This window comes from Pelosinus sp. sgz500959 (assembly GCF_042610375.1).
Lineage (GTDB): Bacteria > Bacillota > Negativicutes > DSM-13327 > DSM-13327 > CTSoil-075.
Genome location: NZ_JBGJZL010000006.1, coordinates 34444 through 52313, shown reverse-complemented (window position 1 = coordinate 52313; position 17870 = coordinate 34444). Strand labels below are relative to the sequence as shown.

At 36.8% G+C, this 17870-nt stretch carries 13 protein-coding genes; 11 read left to right on the top strand and 2 right to left on the bottom strand.

From position 1 onward, the window contains the following. Nucleotides 1-10 precede the first annotated feature (10 nt). The 8 genes from ACAN52_RS10835 (at nucleotide 11) to ACAN52_RS10800 (ending at nucleotide 12568) form a co-directional block, all read left to right on the top strand. Nucleotides 11-1918 (top strand): putative bifunctional diguanylate cyclase/phosphodiesterase, encoded by a 1908-nt coding sequence (locus tag ACAN52_RS10835; RefSeq protein ID WP_378954779.1) that lies wholly within the window; start codon nucleotides 11-13, stop codon nucleotides 1916-1918. A 66-nt stretch (nucleotides 1919-1984) separates the two neighbouring features. Continuing rightward, on the top strand, nucleotides 1985-2290 hold the full coding sequence (locus ACAN52_RS10830; RefSeq protein WP_378954778.1) for an STAS domain-containing protein: 306 nt from the start codon (nucleotides 1985-1987) through the stop codon (nucleotides 2288-2290). A 64-nt stretch (nucleotides 2291-2354) separates the two neighbouring features. Then, the gene (locus tag ACAN52_RS10825) at nucleotides 2355-5249 is read left to right on the top strand and encodes a PAS domain S-box protein (RefSeq protein ID WP_378954776.1); all 2895 of its coding nucleotides are present in this window, start codon (nucleotides 2355-2357) and stop codon (nucleotides 5247-5249) included. A 341-nt stretch (nucleotides 5250-5590) separates the two neighbouring features. Next, on the top strand, nucleotides 5591-6718 hold the full coding sequence (locus ACAN52_RS10820; protein WP_378954774.1) for an efflux RND transporter periplasmic adaptor subunit: 1128 nt from the start codon (nucleotides 5591-5593) through the stop codon (nucleotides 6716-6718). Continuing rightward, complete coding sequence (locus tag ACAN52_RS10815) at nucleotides 6715-9849, top strand: efflux RND transporter permease subunit (protein WP_378954773.1); 3135 nt, start codon at nucleotides 6715-6717, stop codon at nucleotides 9847-9849. The genes ACAN52_RS10820 and ACAN52_RS10815 overlap by 4 nt, the downstream gene beginning before the upstream one ends. A 61-nt stretch (nucleotides 9850-9910) precedes the next feature. Continuing rightward, complete coding sequence (locus ACAN52_RS10810) at nucleotides 9911-10546, top strand: hypothetical protein (protein ID WP_378954772.1); 636 nt, start codon at nucleotides 9911-9913, stop codon at nucleotides 10544-10546. A gap of 347 nt (nucleotides 10547-10893) precedes the next feature. Continuing rightward, nucleotides 10894-11811, top strand: coding sequence for a chemotaxis protein (locus tag ACAN52_RS10805; protein WP_378954771.1), 918 nt, complete (start codon nucleotides 10894-10896; stop codon nucleotides 11809-11811). Nucleotides 11812-12166: 355 nt separating this feature from the next. After that, nucleotides 12167-12568 (top strand): bacteriohemerythrin, encoded by a 402-nt coding sequence (locus tag ACAN52_RS10800; RefSeq protein ID WP_378954770.1) that lies wholly within the window; start codon nucleotides 12167-12169, stop codon nucleotides 12566-12568. A gap of 193 nt (nucleotides 12569-12761) precedes the next feature. Here the strand turns inward: ACAN52_RS10800 and ACAN52_RS10795 are convergent, their stop codons facing one another. Next, complete coding sequence (locus ACAN52_RS10795; protein ID WP_378954769.1) at nucleotides 12762-13298, bottom strand: manganese catalase family protein; 537 nt, start codon at nucleotides 13296-13298, stop codon at nucleotides 12762-12764. Between the two features lie 159 nt (nucleotides 13299-13457). Here ACAN52_RS10795 and ACAN52_RS10790 point away from each other — a divergent pair, with 159 nt between their 5' ends. From ACAN52_RS10790 to ACAN52_RS10780, 3 genes are all read left to right on the top strand, one after another. After that, nucleotides 13458-14159 (top strand): helix-turn-helix domain-containing protein, encoded by a 702-nt coding sequence (locus tag ACAN52_RS10790; RefSeq protein WP_378954768.1) that lies wholly within the window; start codon nucleotides 13458-13460, stop codon nucleotides 14157-14159. A gap of 177 nt (nucleotides 14160-14336) precedes the next feature. Further along, a complete protein-coding gene (locus ACAN52_RS10785) occupies nucleotides 14337-15104 on the top strand; it encodes an epoxyqueuosine reductase (RefSeq protein ID WP_378954767.1) in 768 nt (255 codons plus the stop codon). Between the two features lie 160 nt (nucleotides 15105-15264). Beyond that, nucleotides 15265-15897: a hypothetical protein gene (locus tag ACAN52_RS10780; RefSeq protein ID WP_378954766.1), complete on the top strand. Its 633-nt coding sequence runs from the start codon at nucleotides 15265-15267 to the stop codon at nucleotides 15895-15897. A gap of 127 nt (nucleotides 15898-16024) precedes the next feature. Here the strand turns inward: ACAN52_RS10780 and ACAN52_RS10775 are convergent, their stop codons facing one another. Continuing rightward, nucleotides 16025-17593, bottom strand: coding sequence for an L-lactate permease (locus ACAN52_RS10775; protein WP_378954765.1), 1569 nt, complete (start codon nucleotides 17591-17593; stop codon nucleotides 16025-16027). Between the last annotated feature and the right edge of the window lie 277 nt (nucleotides 17594-17870).

The window sequence follows — 17870 nt, the reverse complement described above, 5'->3', positions numbered from 1 at the left end:
TGTAAACAATATGAATAGTAATCAAGGCAATAAGGATCAATTGAGAAGGTCTGAACTTATTATTGATCTTAGTACAACAAGCCAAGATAGTATAAAAAACAATTCTAAAATCAGTCAGACGAATCAAGCTATCTTAGAAAGTATAGCTACAGGTATTAGTAGTTTAGTCTATATTATAGATACGGATACATATGAATTAATATACAGAAGCAAAGCAATCGATGAATTATGGGGGGAAAGAGCAGTTAGTCAAAAATGTTATGAACTTTTTGGGAAATTTGCTCCATGTCCTAATTGCCCTAGCAGAGAAGTTAGTCTTGAAAATGAATGCTTAACATGGGAACGATATGATAAAGTGCATGACCGTTACTATTTTGCTGAAGCTAAAGTGATTAGTTGGCCGGATGGACGCAAGATAAATGTTGCTTTCGTAACAGATATTTCTAGGGTAAAAAAAGCCGAGAATTTATGTGATCAGAATTTGGTGGAAACGGTAAATGAACTACAAAAGCTTAGTACTTCATTACAAGATGAAATCATAGAACGTCAGATATCACAACAAGAATTAATTGAAAAAAGCCTGGACATTCAGCGGATTGCTTATTTCGATTCTTTGACAGGACTTCCTAATCGTGCATATATCAATGAACGAATGCGAACAGAAATAGAGAAAGCGCGAATCAATAATCTCTCAGGTGCTGTATTATTTATCGATTTAGATGATTTAAAAATGGTTAATGATTCTTTCGGACACTCTAAAGGCGATGCTGTCATTATTCTTGCAGGGGCTTATATTTTATCAGAAGTGGGTGAAAATGCTTGTGTTGCTCGCATTGGAGGAGACGAGTTTATCGTTATACTCTATGACGAAGGTAACCGCAAACGTTTAGCTACAATCGCCGATCAACTTATAAAAGTTTTGTATAAAGAATCTGAAACTCTTGGAGTACGCTTTCAGTTGTCAGCTAGTATTGGAGTTGCTGTTTATCCCGATGATGGAAATACGGCTGAAGATATATTTAAAAATGCAGATATGGCAATGTATGCAGCCAAGAAAGCTGGTAAAAATTGTTGGCGCTTTTATGAAGCCGCTATGCACAAAGATACTTATGAAAGTATGATGTTAACCAATAGTTTGCGTCATGCAATTGAACGTAAAGAATTATTACTAAACTACCAACCACAGGTTAATACAAGTGATCTTTCGATTGTTGGATTTGAAGCCTTATTACGTTGGAATAGCTTGGAGCATGGATCAATATCTCCTGGAAAATTTATTCCCTTAGCAGAAAAAAGCAGATTGATTCTTACGATCGGTAAATGGGTTTTGGAAGGAGCATGCCGATTTGCTCGACGTTTAGTGGACTCTGGCTGGGGAAATCTTTATGTTGCAGTGAATGTATCGCCTCATCAATTGCGAGATCGACAATTTGTACAGTTTGTACGTGAAGCATTAAAAAATGCTAATATTGAGCCCAGTCAGCTTGAACTTGAAATTACTGAGAATGCTTTGATCGATTCCATGGAAGAGACGATTGACATTCTTAATGAACTCAAAACGATTGGTGTTCGTTTATCACTCGATGATTTTGGTACTGGTTATTCATCATTAACTTATCTTCAACGTTTGCCAGTTAATATTTTGAAAATAGATAAATCTTTCATTGATATGCTACGAAGTGATAAGGAACCGAAAGCCATTATTAGAACGATTGTAGATATGGCTCATGTCATGAATATGACAGTTGTGGCTGAGGGTGTAGAGACGCAGGAACAAATTGATTATTTGGTTCAGTGTAATTGTGAGCGGATTCAAGGATATATCGTTAGTAGACCAGTCCCAGAAGAGGATATCATTAAGTTTTTATATGATGATCGAGTCGCTCTGAGACTTTTAACTTCCACACGTAAGAATTAAAAGTTCATCTGAATCTAGTTTTCTTTATCTGAGGGAGCACGAGATTATGAATAAGGGGAATATTCAATGAAAAAACAGATTTTTTTTGAAGAAAATCGAGTATTGGTCTTTCTGGTGGGAGCGATACATACTGAAGATGCTGATCGGTTGAGACCAGAGCTGATGGATTGTATTGCCAAAGGTCATAAAAACTTTTTAATTGATATGGAAAATGTTGATTACATTGATAGTGCTGGTATTGCCATGTTCTTGGCAGTGCAAAAAGTAGTTACCAAATTAGATGGGAAAGTTACATTGCAACGATTAAAAGGGGGGGTAAAAGACTTATTTGAGATCACTCAACTAGGGACAGTCTTTGGCATAGAAGAATAGAAAACCCACCCAATAATGACACTATTTAACTTTAGTAACTGTCAAACAAAAAGGAGAGAACTTGATGATATGGAATCGAGCAAGAACTCCAAGGTGGAAAAGAGTAGCCTTTGCCATACTTTGCATTGGTATAGCGATCGGTATTCGAATCGTCTTCATGCAGATACTTGGTAAAGATTTGGCTTATGTTACTTTTTCTCCTGCTGTTGCACTAGCAGCACTTTATGGCGGATTTTTTTCTGGTTTAATTGCTACGATTGGTTCGGCACTTTTCACATCCTACTTTTTTATAGAACCTCTAGGAGGCCCTTTGGTTATTAATTCTACCAAAGATTTATTTGGTATGTTCTTATTTATTGTTAGTTCGTTAATCGTATCTGGCATTTGCGAAGTGATGCATCAAGCCCGAGAAAAATTACGAGAGCAAACAGCAGACTTAGCTGTAATTGATGGGCAAAGAAATGAAATATTAGAGAGTATTTCTGATGGATTTTTTGCACTGGATAATGATCTGATCTTTATTTATCTTAATAAGGAAGCAGAAAAAATATTTAGCATACCATCGGAGCAACTTCTTGGAAAGAATATTTTAGAATTTTATGCGATGAGAGATATGGATGAACAGCAACTTGCATATTTTCAGGCGATACAAGAAAAACATTCTTTTCATGGTGAGATCAGAGGAGTACTCCACAATGAATGTTGGTATGACGTGCATGTTTATCCAGGGAAAAATGGATTGTCCGTCTATTTGCACGATATAACGCAACAACGTAACGCACAGAGACGGATTCAAGAGCAAGCTGAGTTGTTAGATTTGGCGTATGACTATATTATGGTACGTGATTTAGATAGTAGAATTATTTACTGGAACCATGGGGCGGAAATTGGTTACGGCTGGACTGTTGCTGAGGCTCTTGGAAAGGTAACACATGATTTGCTCCAAACAATTTTTGTAGACTCGCTTGAGCAAATAATGGATGAGCTGATGAATAAAGGGAATTGGGAAGGCGAACTTACTCATACTCTTAAAAATGGTCAGCAAATAGTTGTAAAGAGCTATCAAACACTAAGACGAAATGCAGAAGGGCAACCAATATCAATACTGGAAATTAATCATAATATTACTGTACAAAAACAAGCCGAAGAAAAACTTTTAGCTTGGAGCGTTAGTCTTGAGAACAAAGTGATGGAGCGCACCTTGGAATTACAGGATATAAACTCGATTCTAGAAGAAGAAATTATGGAACGGCAGGCTGCCCAAGATTCATTGCAAGATTTGAATGACAGTCTAGAAGCTATGATCGCTGAACGTACTATAAACTTGCAAGATATGAATGCCAAAATGGAAGAAGAGATTGTAGAGCGGCAGGCAACACAAGAATCTCTTAGCTTATTAACGAATGAGTTAGAGAATAAAGTGATTGATCGTACAAAAAAACTTCAGGATATGAATCAGAAACTAGAAGAAGAAATTATGGAGCGGCAAGCAATTCAAGAAGCACTCGAAGAGGAAAAAGAACGTTATGAAGCATTACTTCAGCAGTCATCTGAAGCTGTTGTCATTGTTGAATTTGATTCAAAAAAAATTGTAGAGACAAATGAATCGTTTGATAGAATGTTCGGTTATCCCGCAGAGCAACTTGCAAATCATTCAATTATTGAGATTGGATTGCTCGATAGTAGCGAATTAGAAGCACTTAATTCATCAGAGATGGATAGTGGAATCTTAGAGTCTAGTATCAGGCGTTATCAATCCATTGCTCAAGAAACGATTCATGCCGAACGGACAGGTTCTTTTATTCGTTATCGAGGCAAAAATTTATTAATGCTCTCTTATCATGATGTGACTGCTGAGCGTAAATTACAAGCAACCATTCAAGAGCAACTAGTCCTGGCTGCTGACGTACAAAAATCAATGTTACCAGAAGATTATCAAGATGAGAAAATAATTGTGCGTGGTATTTTTAATCCTCTCATGATGGTTAGTGGTGATTTTTATGGTTATCACTGGTCTGCTGATGGTAATCGTCTTAATGGTTATTTGATTGACGTTACGGGACACGGTATCGCTACGGCATTGTACAGTACAGCAGTAAACAGTTTATTAAATGAAGCCATAAGTGATGGAAAAGTGTGGACTCAAGATAAAGTCGCAAAAATTAATCAACGGTTGATAGAGTACCTGAATGATACAACTTTTGTTGCGATTATGGCCTTCACCTTTGATTTTAAAGAAAAGCAGCTTACTTGTATAACTGGTGGAATCAATTATATGTTGACCTCATCAGAAAAACACTCTGGTCTTGTTGCGATACCTGGCATCTATTTTGGTGTAACTCCACATCCTAATTTTGGTATGGTGACAATTCCAATTCAAAATGGTGATACTTTTTATTTCATGACAGATGGTATTTATGAAAGATTATCTGAGGAAGTCGTTGATTACTCTCATGACTTTGAAAGTATTAGTCATGCCCTTACAAGAATTGCTGAAAATAAGAGTGATGATGATTGTTCAGCCCTATGCGTGCAGATAACAGGACTAAAATCGTTTCCCATATTTTTAAACTTTTCAAGTAAGAATGATACAAGACAAATTCGTTCACGAATTAATTATTTATTAAATGAGATTACTGGACAAAAAAGACCTAAAGTTGAAGTTGCTTTGGGGGAAGCCATCGCCAACGCTTTAAGGGTGAGTGCTGAAGTACGTGTGAAAATCAATAAGATTGGGCGCATATTAGTCATGCGGGTCAAGGATAGTGGTAGCGGTTTTGATGGGAATGGCGCAGTGAAGAAAAATATTGCCATTGGACTTGAACAAGTATTTTTAAATTTGATTGATCAAGATCGGGGACGTGGAATTCCAATCATGATAGTAGGAACAGATCAGGTTATTTATAATCAGCAAGGTAACGAAGTGATGCTGATGAAATATTTGGATGTTGCAGAATGATAGAACGATAAGTTTTAGTATGAGTGTAATGAATCGTACATTATATGAAAATTTAATTAGATTAAAAATGGCCTATCGATAAAAAAACGATAGGCTATTTGTTATTGCAATCAGAAAATACTGCATTGATTTTAAGTAAAAGAAAAACTAAGAGTTTGATTTGGCATACTACAATTAAAAAAATGTTTGATATAAATGGAATTATAGAAAGGGATACAGGAAATTTCTTCTTTTAATAGAATAAAGTATACTTAGTTGCAATTTGAAAAAAAGTTCTTTCAGTCGGCAGAAAATTAGGTACTCAATGCAAGAAGACTTATTAGAAGAAAGGGAGACTATTAATGAAACGAAAAAAGGTTATTTATGTTACCACTATTACAATTGTGTTCATTCTAGGATTCATTGGTTTTCGCATTTTTACTAACATGAACGACGCAAAAAACAAAGCGGCAGCAATGACGCGCGGCAGAGTTTTAACAGTTGAGGTAATGCCAGCCTTTAATAAAAACATTATACCATTGCTTACTTTTACAGCTTCATTAGAACCTGTATGGCATTCTGATCTCAGTCCTAAAGTGGATGGTCGTATTGAAACGTTGTATACTGATGAAGCACAAAAAGTAGCGGCAGGTCAAATCGTAGGCAAACTAGAGAACATGGAATTTGCCGCGCAAGTGTCCCAGGCTCAAGGGACGCTATATTCTGTTGGGGCGGACCTAGCCCAAGCCAAGTCTGATCTAGCTAGAAATAAAATGCTGGTAGAGCAAGGGGCTTTATCCCAGCAACAATATGAAGCTGCTATGGCTAAAGTTGCTAGCTTAGAGGGGCAAATGCGTGCGAGTCAAGGTAACTTAGGATATCAACAATCTAGGCTCGGATTCACTGATATTGTGACACCACACGCAGGTACGGTTATGACACGTTATCTACAGGCTGGAGATTATGCTAAAGCTGGTACTCCAATCTTTACTGTTGCTGATACAAGCGTGATGTTAGCAAAAACAACAGTTGGGGAAGGTCAGATCACCCAAGTTAAATTAGGTGATCCTGCTCAAGTATTAGTTGAATCTTTATCTGACCAACCTTTTAATGGAAAAATTACCAAAATTGTACCAGCAGCAGCGGTGCCTGCTCGTACTTTCACTTTAGAAGTTAGTATTGATAATAGTCAAGATACGTTGCTCTCAGGTCTTACTGCGAAAGTAATGGCTAATGGTAAAGAACATATGAATGCTTTAGTCGTCCCTGAATCAGCATTGGTTTTATTTGAAGATCAAAAAACCGTATTTGTTTTATCCAACGATCAAGTCGTACAACGTAAGCTCCGGGTTGGTTATATTGGCAATGGTTGGGCAGAAGTTTTATCGGGTTTAAATCCTGGAGATCTAATTGTTGTAAAAGGTCAAAACACGATACGTGATGGATCTAAAGTACAAGTAACAGCCACCCGGGAGGCTGGTCAACTATGAGCTTTCTAAAGGTCTTTATCAAACGACCGGTTTTTACAACAATGCTAGTATTTGTACTAGTGGTTTTTGGTCTATCCTCACTTCCACGCTTAGGTGTTGATTTGATGCCAGACGTAGATTTCCCTTTAGTTTCTGTACAAGTGTCTTGGAGTGGGGCATCACCAGAAGAGATGGAGAGTCTAGTGACTAAACCCATTGAGGATGCAGCCAGTGCTGTTGCCGGTATTAAAGCAATTACTTCAATTTCAAGGGCCGGTATGAGTCAAATTACCATTGAATTTGTCCTCGGTACTGATCCGCGTATGGCAGCTGCTGACGTACGGGAAAAAGTAGGCGGTATCCGTAAAAATCTACCAGATCAGATTGATGAACCAGTAACCCAACGTTATGATGTAACGGCATCGCCAGTTGTATACTATAGTCTTTCTTCAAAAGAACGGCCACGTGGTGAAATTCGCAAAATGGCCAATGATATCGTAAAACAGCGTATACAACAGATAGATGGTGTCGGTGATGTAGCGATTGCTGGGGGAAGTGACCGGGAGATTCAAGTTAAAATAGACCCTCGCAAATTGGATGCTTATGGTCTGACAATGGATCAGATCATCGCTACTGTCAATAGTGCGAACGCCAATACACCAGGAGGCTATTTAAAAGAAAAAGGTTATGAAATTGTTGTACGAACCCTAGGACAGTTTCAAACCGTCGAGGAAGTCGGTAGCATTGCCGTTTCCACACAAAAAAATCAAGTGGTATTATTACGGGATGTGGCTGATGTGCGAGATTCTTTTGAGGAAGAACGTACATATGCTCGGACTGGTGGAATACCATCCGTAGTTGTATCAGTGCAGAAACAATCAGGAACAAATACTGTTGCTGTATCAGATGCTGTTAAAAGTGAAATGGAAAAAATTGAACAAGAATTGCCTAGCGATGTTAAAGTCGTCATTGTTCGTGATGGTTCCTTATACATTAAGAGTAATGTGGAAGATGTAGAAAACTCTCTAGTCATAGGTGGACTTTTAGCAGTATTCATTGTTTTCTTATTTCTACGTGATACCAGAGCGACTCTTATTGGTGCACTTGCAATTCCTTGTTCCGTTATCGCTACATTCTCTCTGATGAAAGTCTGTGGGTTCACGCTAAATAATATGTCATTAATGGGCCTTAGTTTGGCTGTTGGTATTCTCATTGATGATGCGATTGTAGTTGTAGAGAATATTCACCGTCATATTGAAAAAGGAGTATCGCCAGCAGAAGGAGCGCTTTCAGGGACTGCTGAAATTTCCTTAGCTGTTTTAGCAACCACCTTATCTATTTTAGCGGTGTTTGTACCAGTTGGTTCCATGGGGGAAGTCATTGGTATGTTCTTCCGCCAATTTGGACTAACAGTAGCCTTCGCTGTAGCATTTTCTCTCTTTGTAGCATTTTCATTAACTCCTATGCTAGCAGCACGTTGGTTACGCCCACCAGGAGAAGTGGCTCCCCTTCGAACTGGAGCGTGGGGAAAAATAAATGATATTGTAGAAAAGTGGTTAGACAAGTGGGAAAATAGTTTTAATTTTATTCGTGATAATTATCGTGAATTTTTACATTGGTCATTAAAGCATCCTCTATTAATTGTTGGTATAGCGGTTGCATCTTTAGTTGTCAATTTTATGTTTATTCCTTTTTTAGGATTTGAATTTCAACCGACTTATGATTCAGGTGAATTTAATATTTATCTGACAGCTCCGCCGGGTACATCCATTGAAAAAATGCAAGAAATGGCCCAGCCAATTGAACAGGAAGTATTGTCCTTATCAGAAACAAGAACGGCTTTCTTGAATATTGGGTATGGTCGTAATCCTGTTAATAAAGCTTTAGTTGGGGTTAAATTGAAGGATTCCAGTGAACGCAACAGAAATATGATGGAAATCATGGATGGATTGCGTATGAAATTCCGTAATTATACTGGTATGAAAATTGCAGTTATACCTTCCTCAACCAGTGGTAGCCGAGGCGATAATCGTCCAGTTCAAGTTGGTATTCAAGGCGATGATATGCATGTCTTATTGCAGTTGTCACAAGAACTTGCTGAACGATTGCGTCATGTAGAAGGCGCATCGGATGTGGATACTTCCGCCAGTGATTATGAACCTGAAGTTCAAGTTATTTTAGATCGTGCTAAGGCTGGTCAAGCTGGTGTTAGTGCTGATACTGTCGGGTATGTTGTACAAACGGCATTTGCAGGTAATGTTACCGTCAATCGGTATCGGGTAGGTGATAAGGATTATAATATAAAAATCCGACTGAAAGATGAACTTCGGTCCCGCCCTGAAGATGTTGGGAATCTACGAGTCACTACAAAGTTTGGCAATCAGGTACGGATTGGAGATATTGCTCAAATTAAATTTTCCTCTGGACCTACGGAAATTGACCGTGAGGATCGCCAACGGGAAATCATTGTATATGCTAATAATATAGGTGTTTCTGCAGGTGACATTATTAATGCGACCAAAAAAGAACTATCGGAAATGAATATTCCTTTTGGTTATCACTATAAATTTGTTGGTTCAACTCGTACAATGAACGATTCTTTTAAAGAAATTTCTAGGGCATTAGTCATTGCTATTGTTTTGATTTACATGGTACTAGCAGCACAATTTGAGAGTTTTATTCATCCTTTAACAATCATGTTATCGCTGCCATTTGCAATGATCGGTGCAATTTTAGGTTTGTTGGTTACTGGTAAGACCATTAATATCATGAGTGCGATTGGTATCATTATGTTGATGGGATTGGTAGCGAAAAATGCCATCTTGTTAGTTGACTATACCAATACCCTAAGAGAGCGTGAGGGCTTGTCGCGTGAAGAAGCATTGCTAGAAGCAGGTACTGTACGGCTACGGCCTATCCTTATGACGACTGCTGCCATGATTCTTGGTATGTTGCCTGTAGCATTTGGTTGGGGAACTGGTGCAGAATTACGTTCTTCGATGGGCGTTGTTGTAGTTGGCGGTCTGATCACCTCAACGATCCTTACCTTAATCGTTGTACCGCAAATGTACATATTCATGGATAAACTTCAAATATTTTGGCATAAATTTCAAAATGGGACACCAAAACAATCAAATGATAAGGTGATGTAAAAATATGTTGTCTATCACTTTGACATTTTTGTGATAAATCTGATGAAAGGGAGGGGATAGCATGGAGATCAAGCACCCTGAATGGTTGGAAATTGCAACAGATACCTCGAAATTATATGGGTATAATCAAGATTGGTATAAGACTTCTTTTCAGAAAACGAGAGGGTGCGGTCCAACAGCTGCTACTATGTTGCTTACATATTTAAATACACGAGAGGCAGAACCTTTGCCATATCAGAAACACGATGTTGCTTCTATCACAAAAATTCTCGAAGATGTATGGAGTTTTGTTACTCCGGGATGGTTATTGGGACTCAATAGTACAGAAAAATTCTGCAAGGGTATGGATGAGCTTTTTAGACATTATGGACTGAACTGGCGATGTAATGAATTGAGTCTTGCGGCATTATCCCAGAGGCCATCACTTTCTCAAGTAGTAAAATTTTTAGAGGATGGTATAGCTTCTGATTGTCCCATTGCATTTTTAAATCTGCACAAAGGACGAGTGACAGTTCTAGAGAGTTGGCACTGGATTGTGCTCGTATCCTTGTCTTATGATGGAGTTCACAACCGTTATCTAGCGACCTGTTATGATGCAGGTCGTTCCATTACATTTGATTTAGGTCTTTGGCTGGAAAGCAGCAGACTAGGCGGCGGATTTGTATATGTAACAGTTGGAAAGGAATCAGTATTTTAATCATAATTCAACTAGATAACAAAGTTCTCTAAAATGGCATCAGCCAGGTCATTCCTTTGGCGGAATAGGCTTGGATGATGCCATTTTCTAGCTAACGACACTCCCATTAGCAGTTGCATGTGTTATTATCCTTACGAATCTTTATTTAGTGGGTTATATTTGATTTATGTTAAACTTTAGTAAAATAATAATTTAATTCAAAGGAAATTCCAATATTATGTCGAAAAAATCTAGTAGTTTAATGATTTTGAGAAGTAGAACGCAACTCCATTAAAGATTTTTTATTTAGTGAGCGTGCAAATATTAATTCAAAATAATTCAAGTAAATAGAAGATGGAGGCGTTTATATGAATGAATTTACGAATGATAAAAAAGGAATTTTATTAGAGACGGGCACAAACGAATTTGAAATTGTAGAATTTACAGTTGGCAAAGTACATTATGGGATTAATGTTGCTAAAGTAAGAGAAGTGATCAATTTGGTTCCTATTACGCAAATGCCTAAGTCTCATCCTTATGTTGATGGTATATTTACATTGCGTGGGCGGGTGATGCCACTCGTTAACTTATTGCGTTGCTTAGGAAGTGAAGAGCAAGAAGTAGATAGTAAAAATATCATTATAAGTGAATTAAATACTCATTTTGTAGGTTTTCTCGTCAATGAAGTTTCTCGTATACATAGGGTATCATGGTCTGCTATGGAACCACCTCCTAGTGTTGCTGATTCTGAGATGGCTGTTGGTATTATCAAAATGGAAGAAAAAATAATTATTTTATTAGATTTTGAAAAGATAATTGCTGAAATTAACCCTCAGATTAATGATAAACTGACAAATGTTTCTCAAAGCGGTATGGAATTACAAGAAATTCGGAAGACTAAAAAAATAATAGTCGTGGAAGATTCCAAAATGTTGAGAGATATATTGATAGAATCACTGCATAAGGCTGGTTATCTGAATGTAACTTCATACCAAAATGGTAAAGAGGCATGGGATGCATTAGCGACACTGGCAAATACAGGAGTAGCGATTGAAGAAAATATACATATGCTGATTACTGATATTGAAATGCCACAAATGGATGGACATCATTTATTAAAACGTATTCGCGATGATCGAGCATTAAATAAACTACCTGTAGTCATTTTCTCTTCCTTGATTAATGAAGAAATGCGCCGTAAAGGCGAGGCCATTGGTGCAGATGGTCAAGTATCTAAGCCGGAAATTAATAAGTTGATTGATTTATTGGATGCGAAGAGTTTATAACATGTACAATATTCAGCGTGTCAGTCATGTGAAACCTTTAAGAAGAGTACCGAGGGAAAAAAGAGATATGCTGAAAATGAAAGAAGAGCTTAAGACTGGTAAATCCAGTAACTTAAGCTCTTCTTTTAATTAGTAAACCTATACCATGCTGAAATTACTGACACTACTCTGTATGAGTGATTTTTACTGACGATTAAAAATTGAAGAATTAAGATGACATAAAATTCATTTTATTTAAAGGAATCGTAAGGATATTTATCGAATGAGATAAATATAAGAAGATATTTGACTACAATGAGTTCTGTGAAAGATACTGGAAACTAGTATGAGGAAAAAATATCCAGGGGGGATGGGTATGGCATTGATTAAATGGGATGCAAAGCTCAACGTAAATGTGCCTGAATTTGATGAAGAACACAAAAAATTAGTTCAAATGATTAATTCTTTGCATGACGCCATGAAATCTGGAAAAGGTAAAGAATTGTTGACAAAAATTCTTGATGAAGCAACTGACTACACTCTTAAACATTTCGTCCATGAAGAAAAAATAATGGTTCAGTATAAGTATCCAGAGTATAAAGAACATAAGGCAACACATGATGAATTTGCTAAGAAGATCGTAGAATTAAGAAATTTACATGATCAGCAACGTCTTCCGTCAAATCAAATGCTAAATACCTTGAATGCATGGCTAATCAATCATATTAATGATGTTGATAAAAAGTATAGTCCATTTTTAATAAAAGTGATGAAATAGACATCTTGATTCGTAGGTATTAAAAATTTAACTAACTAAAAAAGTTTTATAACATGGCATTATCGCAGCAATTTCTTGAAAGAAGATGCTTTTGATAATGCTATTTTCTTTCAAAATGACAAACTTCTGGCTCTTTATGTTTAGAAAGATGATCTATTAATATGTTAGCTAATAGCAAATTATAGTTTTTATATTATGGCAGAAGTCTATCTTGGAATTCGCTGAATAAGTGTAAATGGTATTCTTCGTCGTAAATAATTCGTTCTAACAAATTTTTGATATATGGATCATCAATACATTGTTGATGTTCTTTATAATTTTGAATGGCCTCCTTTTCGTGGTTGATATCGGCGTATAATTTATCATAGACTCCTTCCCCATAGTAGATAAATTGAGAATTCCAAAAACGCATTGTGTTGTAGCCAGCACATCCTATGATTGGCTCTTCGCCAAGCAATTGGATGGTCTTTCCTAATAATTCTAAGTGATACATTTCTGTTATTGCGATCTGCTTAGCAAGGGTTGCGATATCAGGATAGTTATTTTGAAGTGTAATGTACTGATAGATGTATTGAGTGATAGCTGTTAATTCACCTTTCATTCCAGCATAATCCTCTGCTAGAAGGGATGCATAATAATAATTTTGTTTTACTACTTTAGGAATTGGATATGGATCGGGGAGCATGAATTGACGATTTCTGGATGAGTTATCTCCAGTATGAAAATTCATATGAATCCTCCTAGTACGCTATTTTATAAACGTTATGTAGGATAGATGATAAATATACACATTGAAATGAATTAGAAACAAAGTGTTTCTAATTCATTGTCAATCTGTTATTATAGAATGAAATAAAAAACAAGCTAATGTGAAAGGAGAGTGAGGACTGTGGATGCAATTCTATGTGAACGTCGGACATATGTTGATAAACCCTTTACTCACGCTCATCTTTATGGACAATTAATTATCCCTATTTATGGTAGCTTGAATATCTCTGTACATCAAGCGACATCTGGAGAAGGGGAAAAAGTGATCTTTATTCCTCCTGGATGTTCTCATTCTTTTTATGCGAAGACTTCAAATCAATTTTTTGTATTTGATATTCCAGTATTTTATTTACCAAAAGGAATAGGAGAAGTTGCACAGTTTTATCAATTCAATGGACACTGGCAGGCTGTAAGATCTCTCTTGTTTGAAGAAGTTGGTCATATACCTACAACAAGTCAACGATTGGCAGACTTGTTTCGTTATATTTCAGGATTGTTGAATGAAGATAAACCTTCTACTTCTTTTGACTACATTAGAAAAAATTTCGATAAACCGATCACAGTACAGCAACTTTCCGAAATTGAGCACTTTAATCCTACTTATTATGTGGAATGGTTCAAAGAGCGATTTGGTGATTCACCAATTGCTTATATGCGTAGCTTGCGTCTTGATAAAGCAAAAGAGTTGCTTGCTAATACAAACTATACTGTTATGCAGATTGCTCAACAAATAGGATATGAAAATCAAGGGACATTGACCCGATTATTCCAAAAAGAAATCGGTATGACACCAGGGGCTTATCGTAAAAAGTACCGAAAGTGAGTTAAATTAAATCAGAATATAAGTCAAAATAGTAAGTAATCCTTCTGCTATAATGAAATTAAACATTATGCAGAAGGATTACTTACTATAATAGAGATGTTCTTATACTGTATGTCGTAAAATAGGGATGTAGTGATAACGAGTCTATAGTTATTTGAGAAAGTGAGGAGAGTTGTTATGCAAAATTTGATATGCAAATTAATAAAAGAATATGTAAAAAATTATCCACAACTGGTTAATAGCTTGAGTCGGTGGCAAGAACCCTTAATTGGTTTCGCTGATGCTGCTGATGAAAGATTTCTGACTCTGCGGGGGCAAGTAAGCCCGAATCACGCGATACCAACAGATTTTTTAGAGGATGCACGTACTGTTATTGCTTACTTTATTCCATTTGCAGAAGAGATAATAAAAAGCAACTATGCAGGTACCCAATGCTCCAAGGAATGGGTTATTGCTTATATTGAGACAAATAAGCTTATTTTGGATTTGAATACTTATTTGCGAGATCAACTATGCGCTATGGGATATGAGAGTACAGTTATTCCAGCTACACATAATTTTAATACGCAAACCCTTCTTAGTGATTGGTCTCATCGGCACATTGCTTATATTGCCGGACTAGGAAGCTTTGGTCTCAATAATATGTTAATCACAGAAAAAGGTTGCTGTGGCAGATTAGGCAGTCTTGTAACTAATTTAGTCATTGAGCCTAGTAAAGCTTCAGGAAAAGAGAATTGCTTATACAAACATGGCGGTAGATGCAAAAAATGTGTTAATAGCTGTGTGAATCAAGCGCTTACCCTAGACGAATTTGATCGGCATAGATGCTATACGAAATGCTTAGAAAATGCAGAAATTTATAATGAATTTGGTTTGGGTGATGTTTGTGGAAAATGTTTAGTCAATATGCCTTGTTCTACTACAAACCCAGCCCGACTGCTGTAATGCTATATTACAGCAGTTTCTTGATATTTTGATAAAATCTAAATTACTTTTTGCGAGAAAAGTCTATAGAATATAGTTCGATTTTATTTAAAGTTTCACAGAATATAACGATATATATAATAAGAAGAGGTGCTAAAAAAAATAGGGGGAGGGCTTTTAGATGGCTATTAATCCAAGTTCAATATCAACACAAAATGGAATTAAGAATGTATCCAATATCCCTAAATCCATTGTTTCTAGTGTGAATCTCTCTGATATGATGTCGATATCTTCAGATGGCGAAGCTGCCGTTTATGAAAAATCAGATCAAACGACTGCGAGTTCTAAGAATACATATACTAAAGATACAGTTACACTAAGTGAAATTAACAAACAAATTGAGATGAAACTAGGTTCTTTGCGCTCGACAGTAGAAAATCTTTTCAATGTCCAGAGTGTGAAAACCGGTGAGGCGCAGGGGCTGAGCTATGAACAGATTATGGAGAAATATGATGGGAAACTAAAAGAGTTTTATCAGAATCTAAAAGTGGATGATTCAACTCGCCTAACTGCGCAGCAGGAAATTTCAGCGGATGGTTTTTGGGGTGTTAAACAGACATCAGAGAGGACTATCGAATTTGCTAAAGCTCTTTCAGGTGGTGATCCATCTAAGATTGCCTTGCTAAGAAACAGTATTGAAGAAGGCTATAAAGCCGCGGAAAAAGCCTGGGGCGGTGAATTGCCAGAAATTTGTAAGCAAACACAAGAAGCGACACTGAAAGGACTTGATGACTGGGCGAATGAAAGGAATTAAATAAACTAGAAAATAGATTCTAAAATACAAAGAACGACTATTCTTTATCGGATGAATAGTCGTTCTTTGTGTTGAAGTTAACTACAATCGATAATCAAACTGAATCGTTACCCATTATAATTTGTAATTAAGCATTTACGAAGACCAATGTGCCAAGAATAATGCAAAAGAGAATGCAATATTTAAAAGTAACTCCCATAAGGTCTCCTTCTCTACCGGTTAAACCAGTTGAGGAAGCTGCAATTGCAATACTTTGTGGTGAGATCATTTTTCCGGCTGTTGCGCCTGCCATATTAGAAGCAGTAATCCAGGTTGAATTAGCGCCAATTTCAATTGCGGTTTGCTTTTGCAACGCGCCAAAGAGTATATTAGAGCTCGTATCACTACCAGTAACGAAAGTTCCAAGAGCTCCAATCGCTGGAGCAATAGCAGGATAAGAATTACCTGTTGCATTGGCAAGCCCTAGTGCGATAGCAGACACCATACCGCTATAGCCCATAATTTTAGCCATACTTATGATACAAATAACAGTAACAATCGTCTTTGGTAGAAGAGCGATTGTTTTAAATAAGGTAGTTGACATCTCGGCAAAAGATGCCCCTTGAATTCGACCTCCGATGATCGCTGCAATCATAATGAGAGTACCAGGTGTAATAAACCAATTCACTTCTAATTGATGACCGCCAGGGCCAGTATAAATATTATAAATGCTCATCAGTGTATTGAGTGGTTCATTAAGAATCGGTACAAGACTGCTAGTGCCTAAGATTAAAACTAATAATAAGATATATGGTAACCAAGCTGTTAGTCGACCAACACTTTCGGTAGATCCTTCAACTGAAGTTTCTGTTGTGACGTCCTGTTCAGAGGGGAATTTCCATACTGTTTTAGGTGGGAAAAGTTTTACCCAGATTGTAGTTAATACCATAGAGGTAACTGACCCAAGTACGGCTGTTAACTGAGGGCCAAGATATTTTGCGACTAATAATTGGACGGCAGCAAAGCTTCCTCCGGCAATGAGTGTAGCACCTATGACTCCTTTGAGTCCGGATAATTTTTTAGTCATTATGATGACAAGAATAAAAGGAATTAAAATAACTAAAGGTGTTAATTGTAAAGCTACATCAAATGTTAGTGGCAGTAGAGGAACATTAGCCACTCCAGAAAGAGTCGTTACGGGAATTCCTATCGCTCCAAATGCCGTCGGTGCAGTATTGGAAATCAAACAAAATGCAGCAGCAAAAAATGGATCAAAGCCTAAGCCAATGAGAATCGCGGCAGGAATAGCCACTGCTGTACCAAAACCAGCCATGGCTTCAAGAAATCCGCCAAAGCCCCAAACAATAAGAAGTGCTTGAATTCTCCGATCTGTGGAAAGATTAGCAATTTGATGCTTAATATTATCCATTGCCCCAGTCTTAACAGAAAGATTGTAAGTGAAAAGTGCAGCAATAATTACCCAAATAATTGGGAAAAATGCATATACGCTTCCTTCTAAACCTGCGCGTAATGTGAGAGCTCCTGGCATATTCCAAGAGAACATAGCGAGTGTAATCGTAATAATTAATCCGATAAAGCATGCTTTAGGAGCGGCTATTTTAAGCCATCCTAAACTAATTAATAACCAAAATAATGGTATAAATCCGACAAGTGAAGAAGCTAATACTCCGTAAGGAGATACGATGATTTGCCACATAATCTTTCACCTCATAATTATTTATACTTTTGTGGAAACCCAAAAGACTATATTTATCCAGATATTAAATTTACAGTTTTTATTGATTAAAACGGATTGCCTTTTGAGAATTTGCTAAATTACTACTTCAGTTGGAGAGAAGATTTGGATAATAGTGGATTGCAAATCTGTGACTCTATGCTCCAATAAATAGAAATATAACGGAGAATATGTTTTGTAAAAATTAAAAAAGAAAATAGCATGATTGGAATTTATTGTAGTTTGTCCTATGAAATAA

Excerpts from the sequence above, each read along its gene's own strand:
- ACAN52_RS10785 (WP_378954767.1), top strand. The coding sequence starts at position 14,337 with ATGCAAAATTTGATATGCAAATTAATAAAAGAATATGTAAAAAATTAT.
- ACAN52_RS10775 (WP_378954765.1), bottom strand. The coding sequence starts at position 17,593 with ATGTGGCAAATCATCGTATCTCCTTACGGAGTATTAGCTTCTTCACTT.
- ACAN52_RS10825 (WP_378954776.1), top strand. The coding sequence starts at position 2,355 with ATGATATGGAATCGAGCAAGAACTCCAAGGTGGAAAAGAGTAGCCTTT.
- ACAN52_RS10820 (WP_378954774.1), top strand. The coding sequence starts at position 5,591 with ATGAAACGAAAAAAGGTTATTTATGTTACCACTATTACAATTGTGTTC.
- ACAN52_RS10805 (WP_378954771.1), top strand. The coding sequence starts at position 10,894 with ATGAATGAATTTACGAATGATAAAAAAGGAATTTTATTAGAGACGGGC.
- ACAN52_RS10810 (WP_378954772.1), top strand. The coding sequence starts at position 9,911 with ATGGAGATCAAGCACCCTGAATGGTTGGAAATTGCAACAGATACCTCG.
- ACAN52_RS10800 (WP_378954770.1), top strand. The coding sequence starts at position 12,167 with ATGGCATTGATTAAATGGGATGCAAAGCTCAACGTAAATGTGCCTGAA.
- ACAN52_RS10835 (WP_378954779.1), top strand. The coding sequence starts at position 11 with ATGAATAGTAATCAAGGCAATAAGGATCAATTGAGAAGGTCTGAACTT.
- ACAN52_RS10830 (WP_378954778.1), top strand. The coding sequence starts at position 1,985 with ATGAAAAAACAGATTTTTTTTGAAGAAAATCGAGTATTGGTCTTTCTG.
- ACAN52_RS10780 (WP_378954766.1), top strand. The coding sequence starts at position 15,265 with ATGGCTATTAATCCAAGTTCAATATCAACACAAAATGGAATTAAGAAT.
- ACAN52_RS10795 (WP_378954769.1), bottom strand. The coding sequence starts at position 13,298 with ATGAATTTTCATACTGGAGATAACTCATCCAGAAATCGTCAATTCATG.
- ACAN52_RS10815 (WP_378954773.1), top strand. The coding sequence starts at position 6,715 with ATGAGCTTTCTAAAGGTCTTTATCAAACGACCGGTTTTTACAACAATG.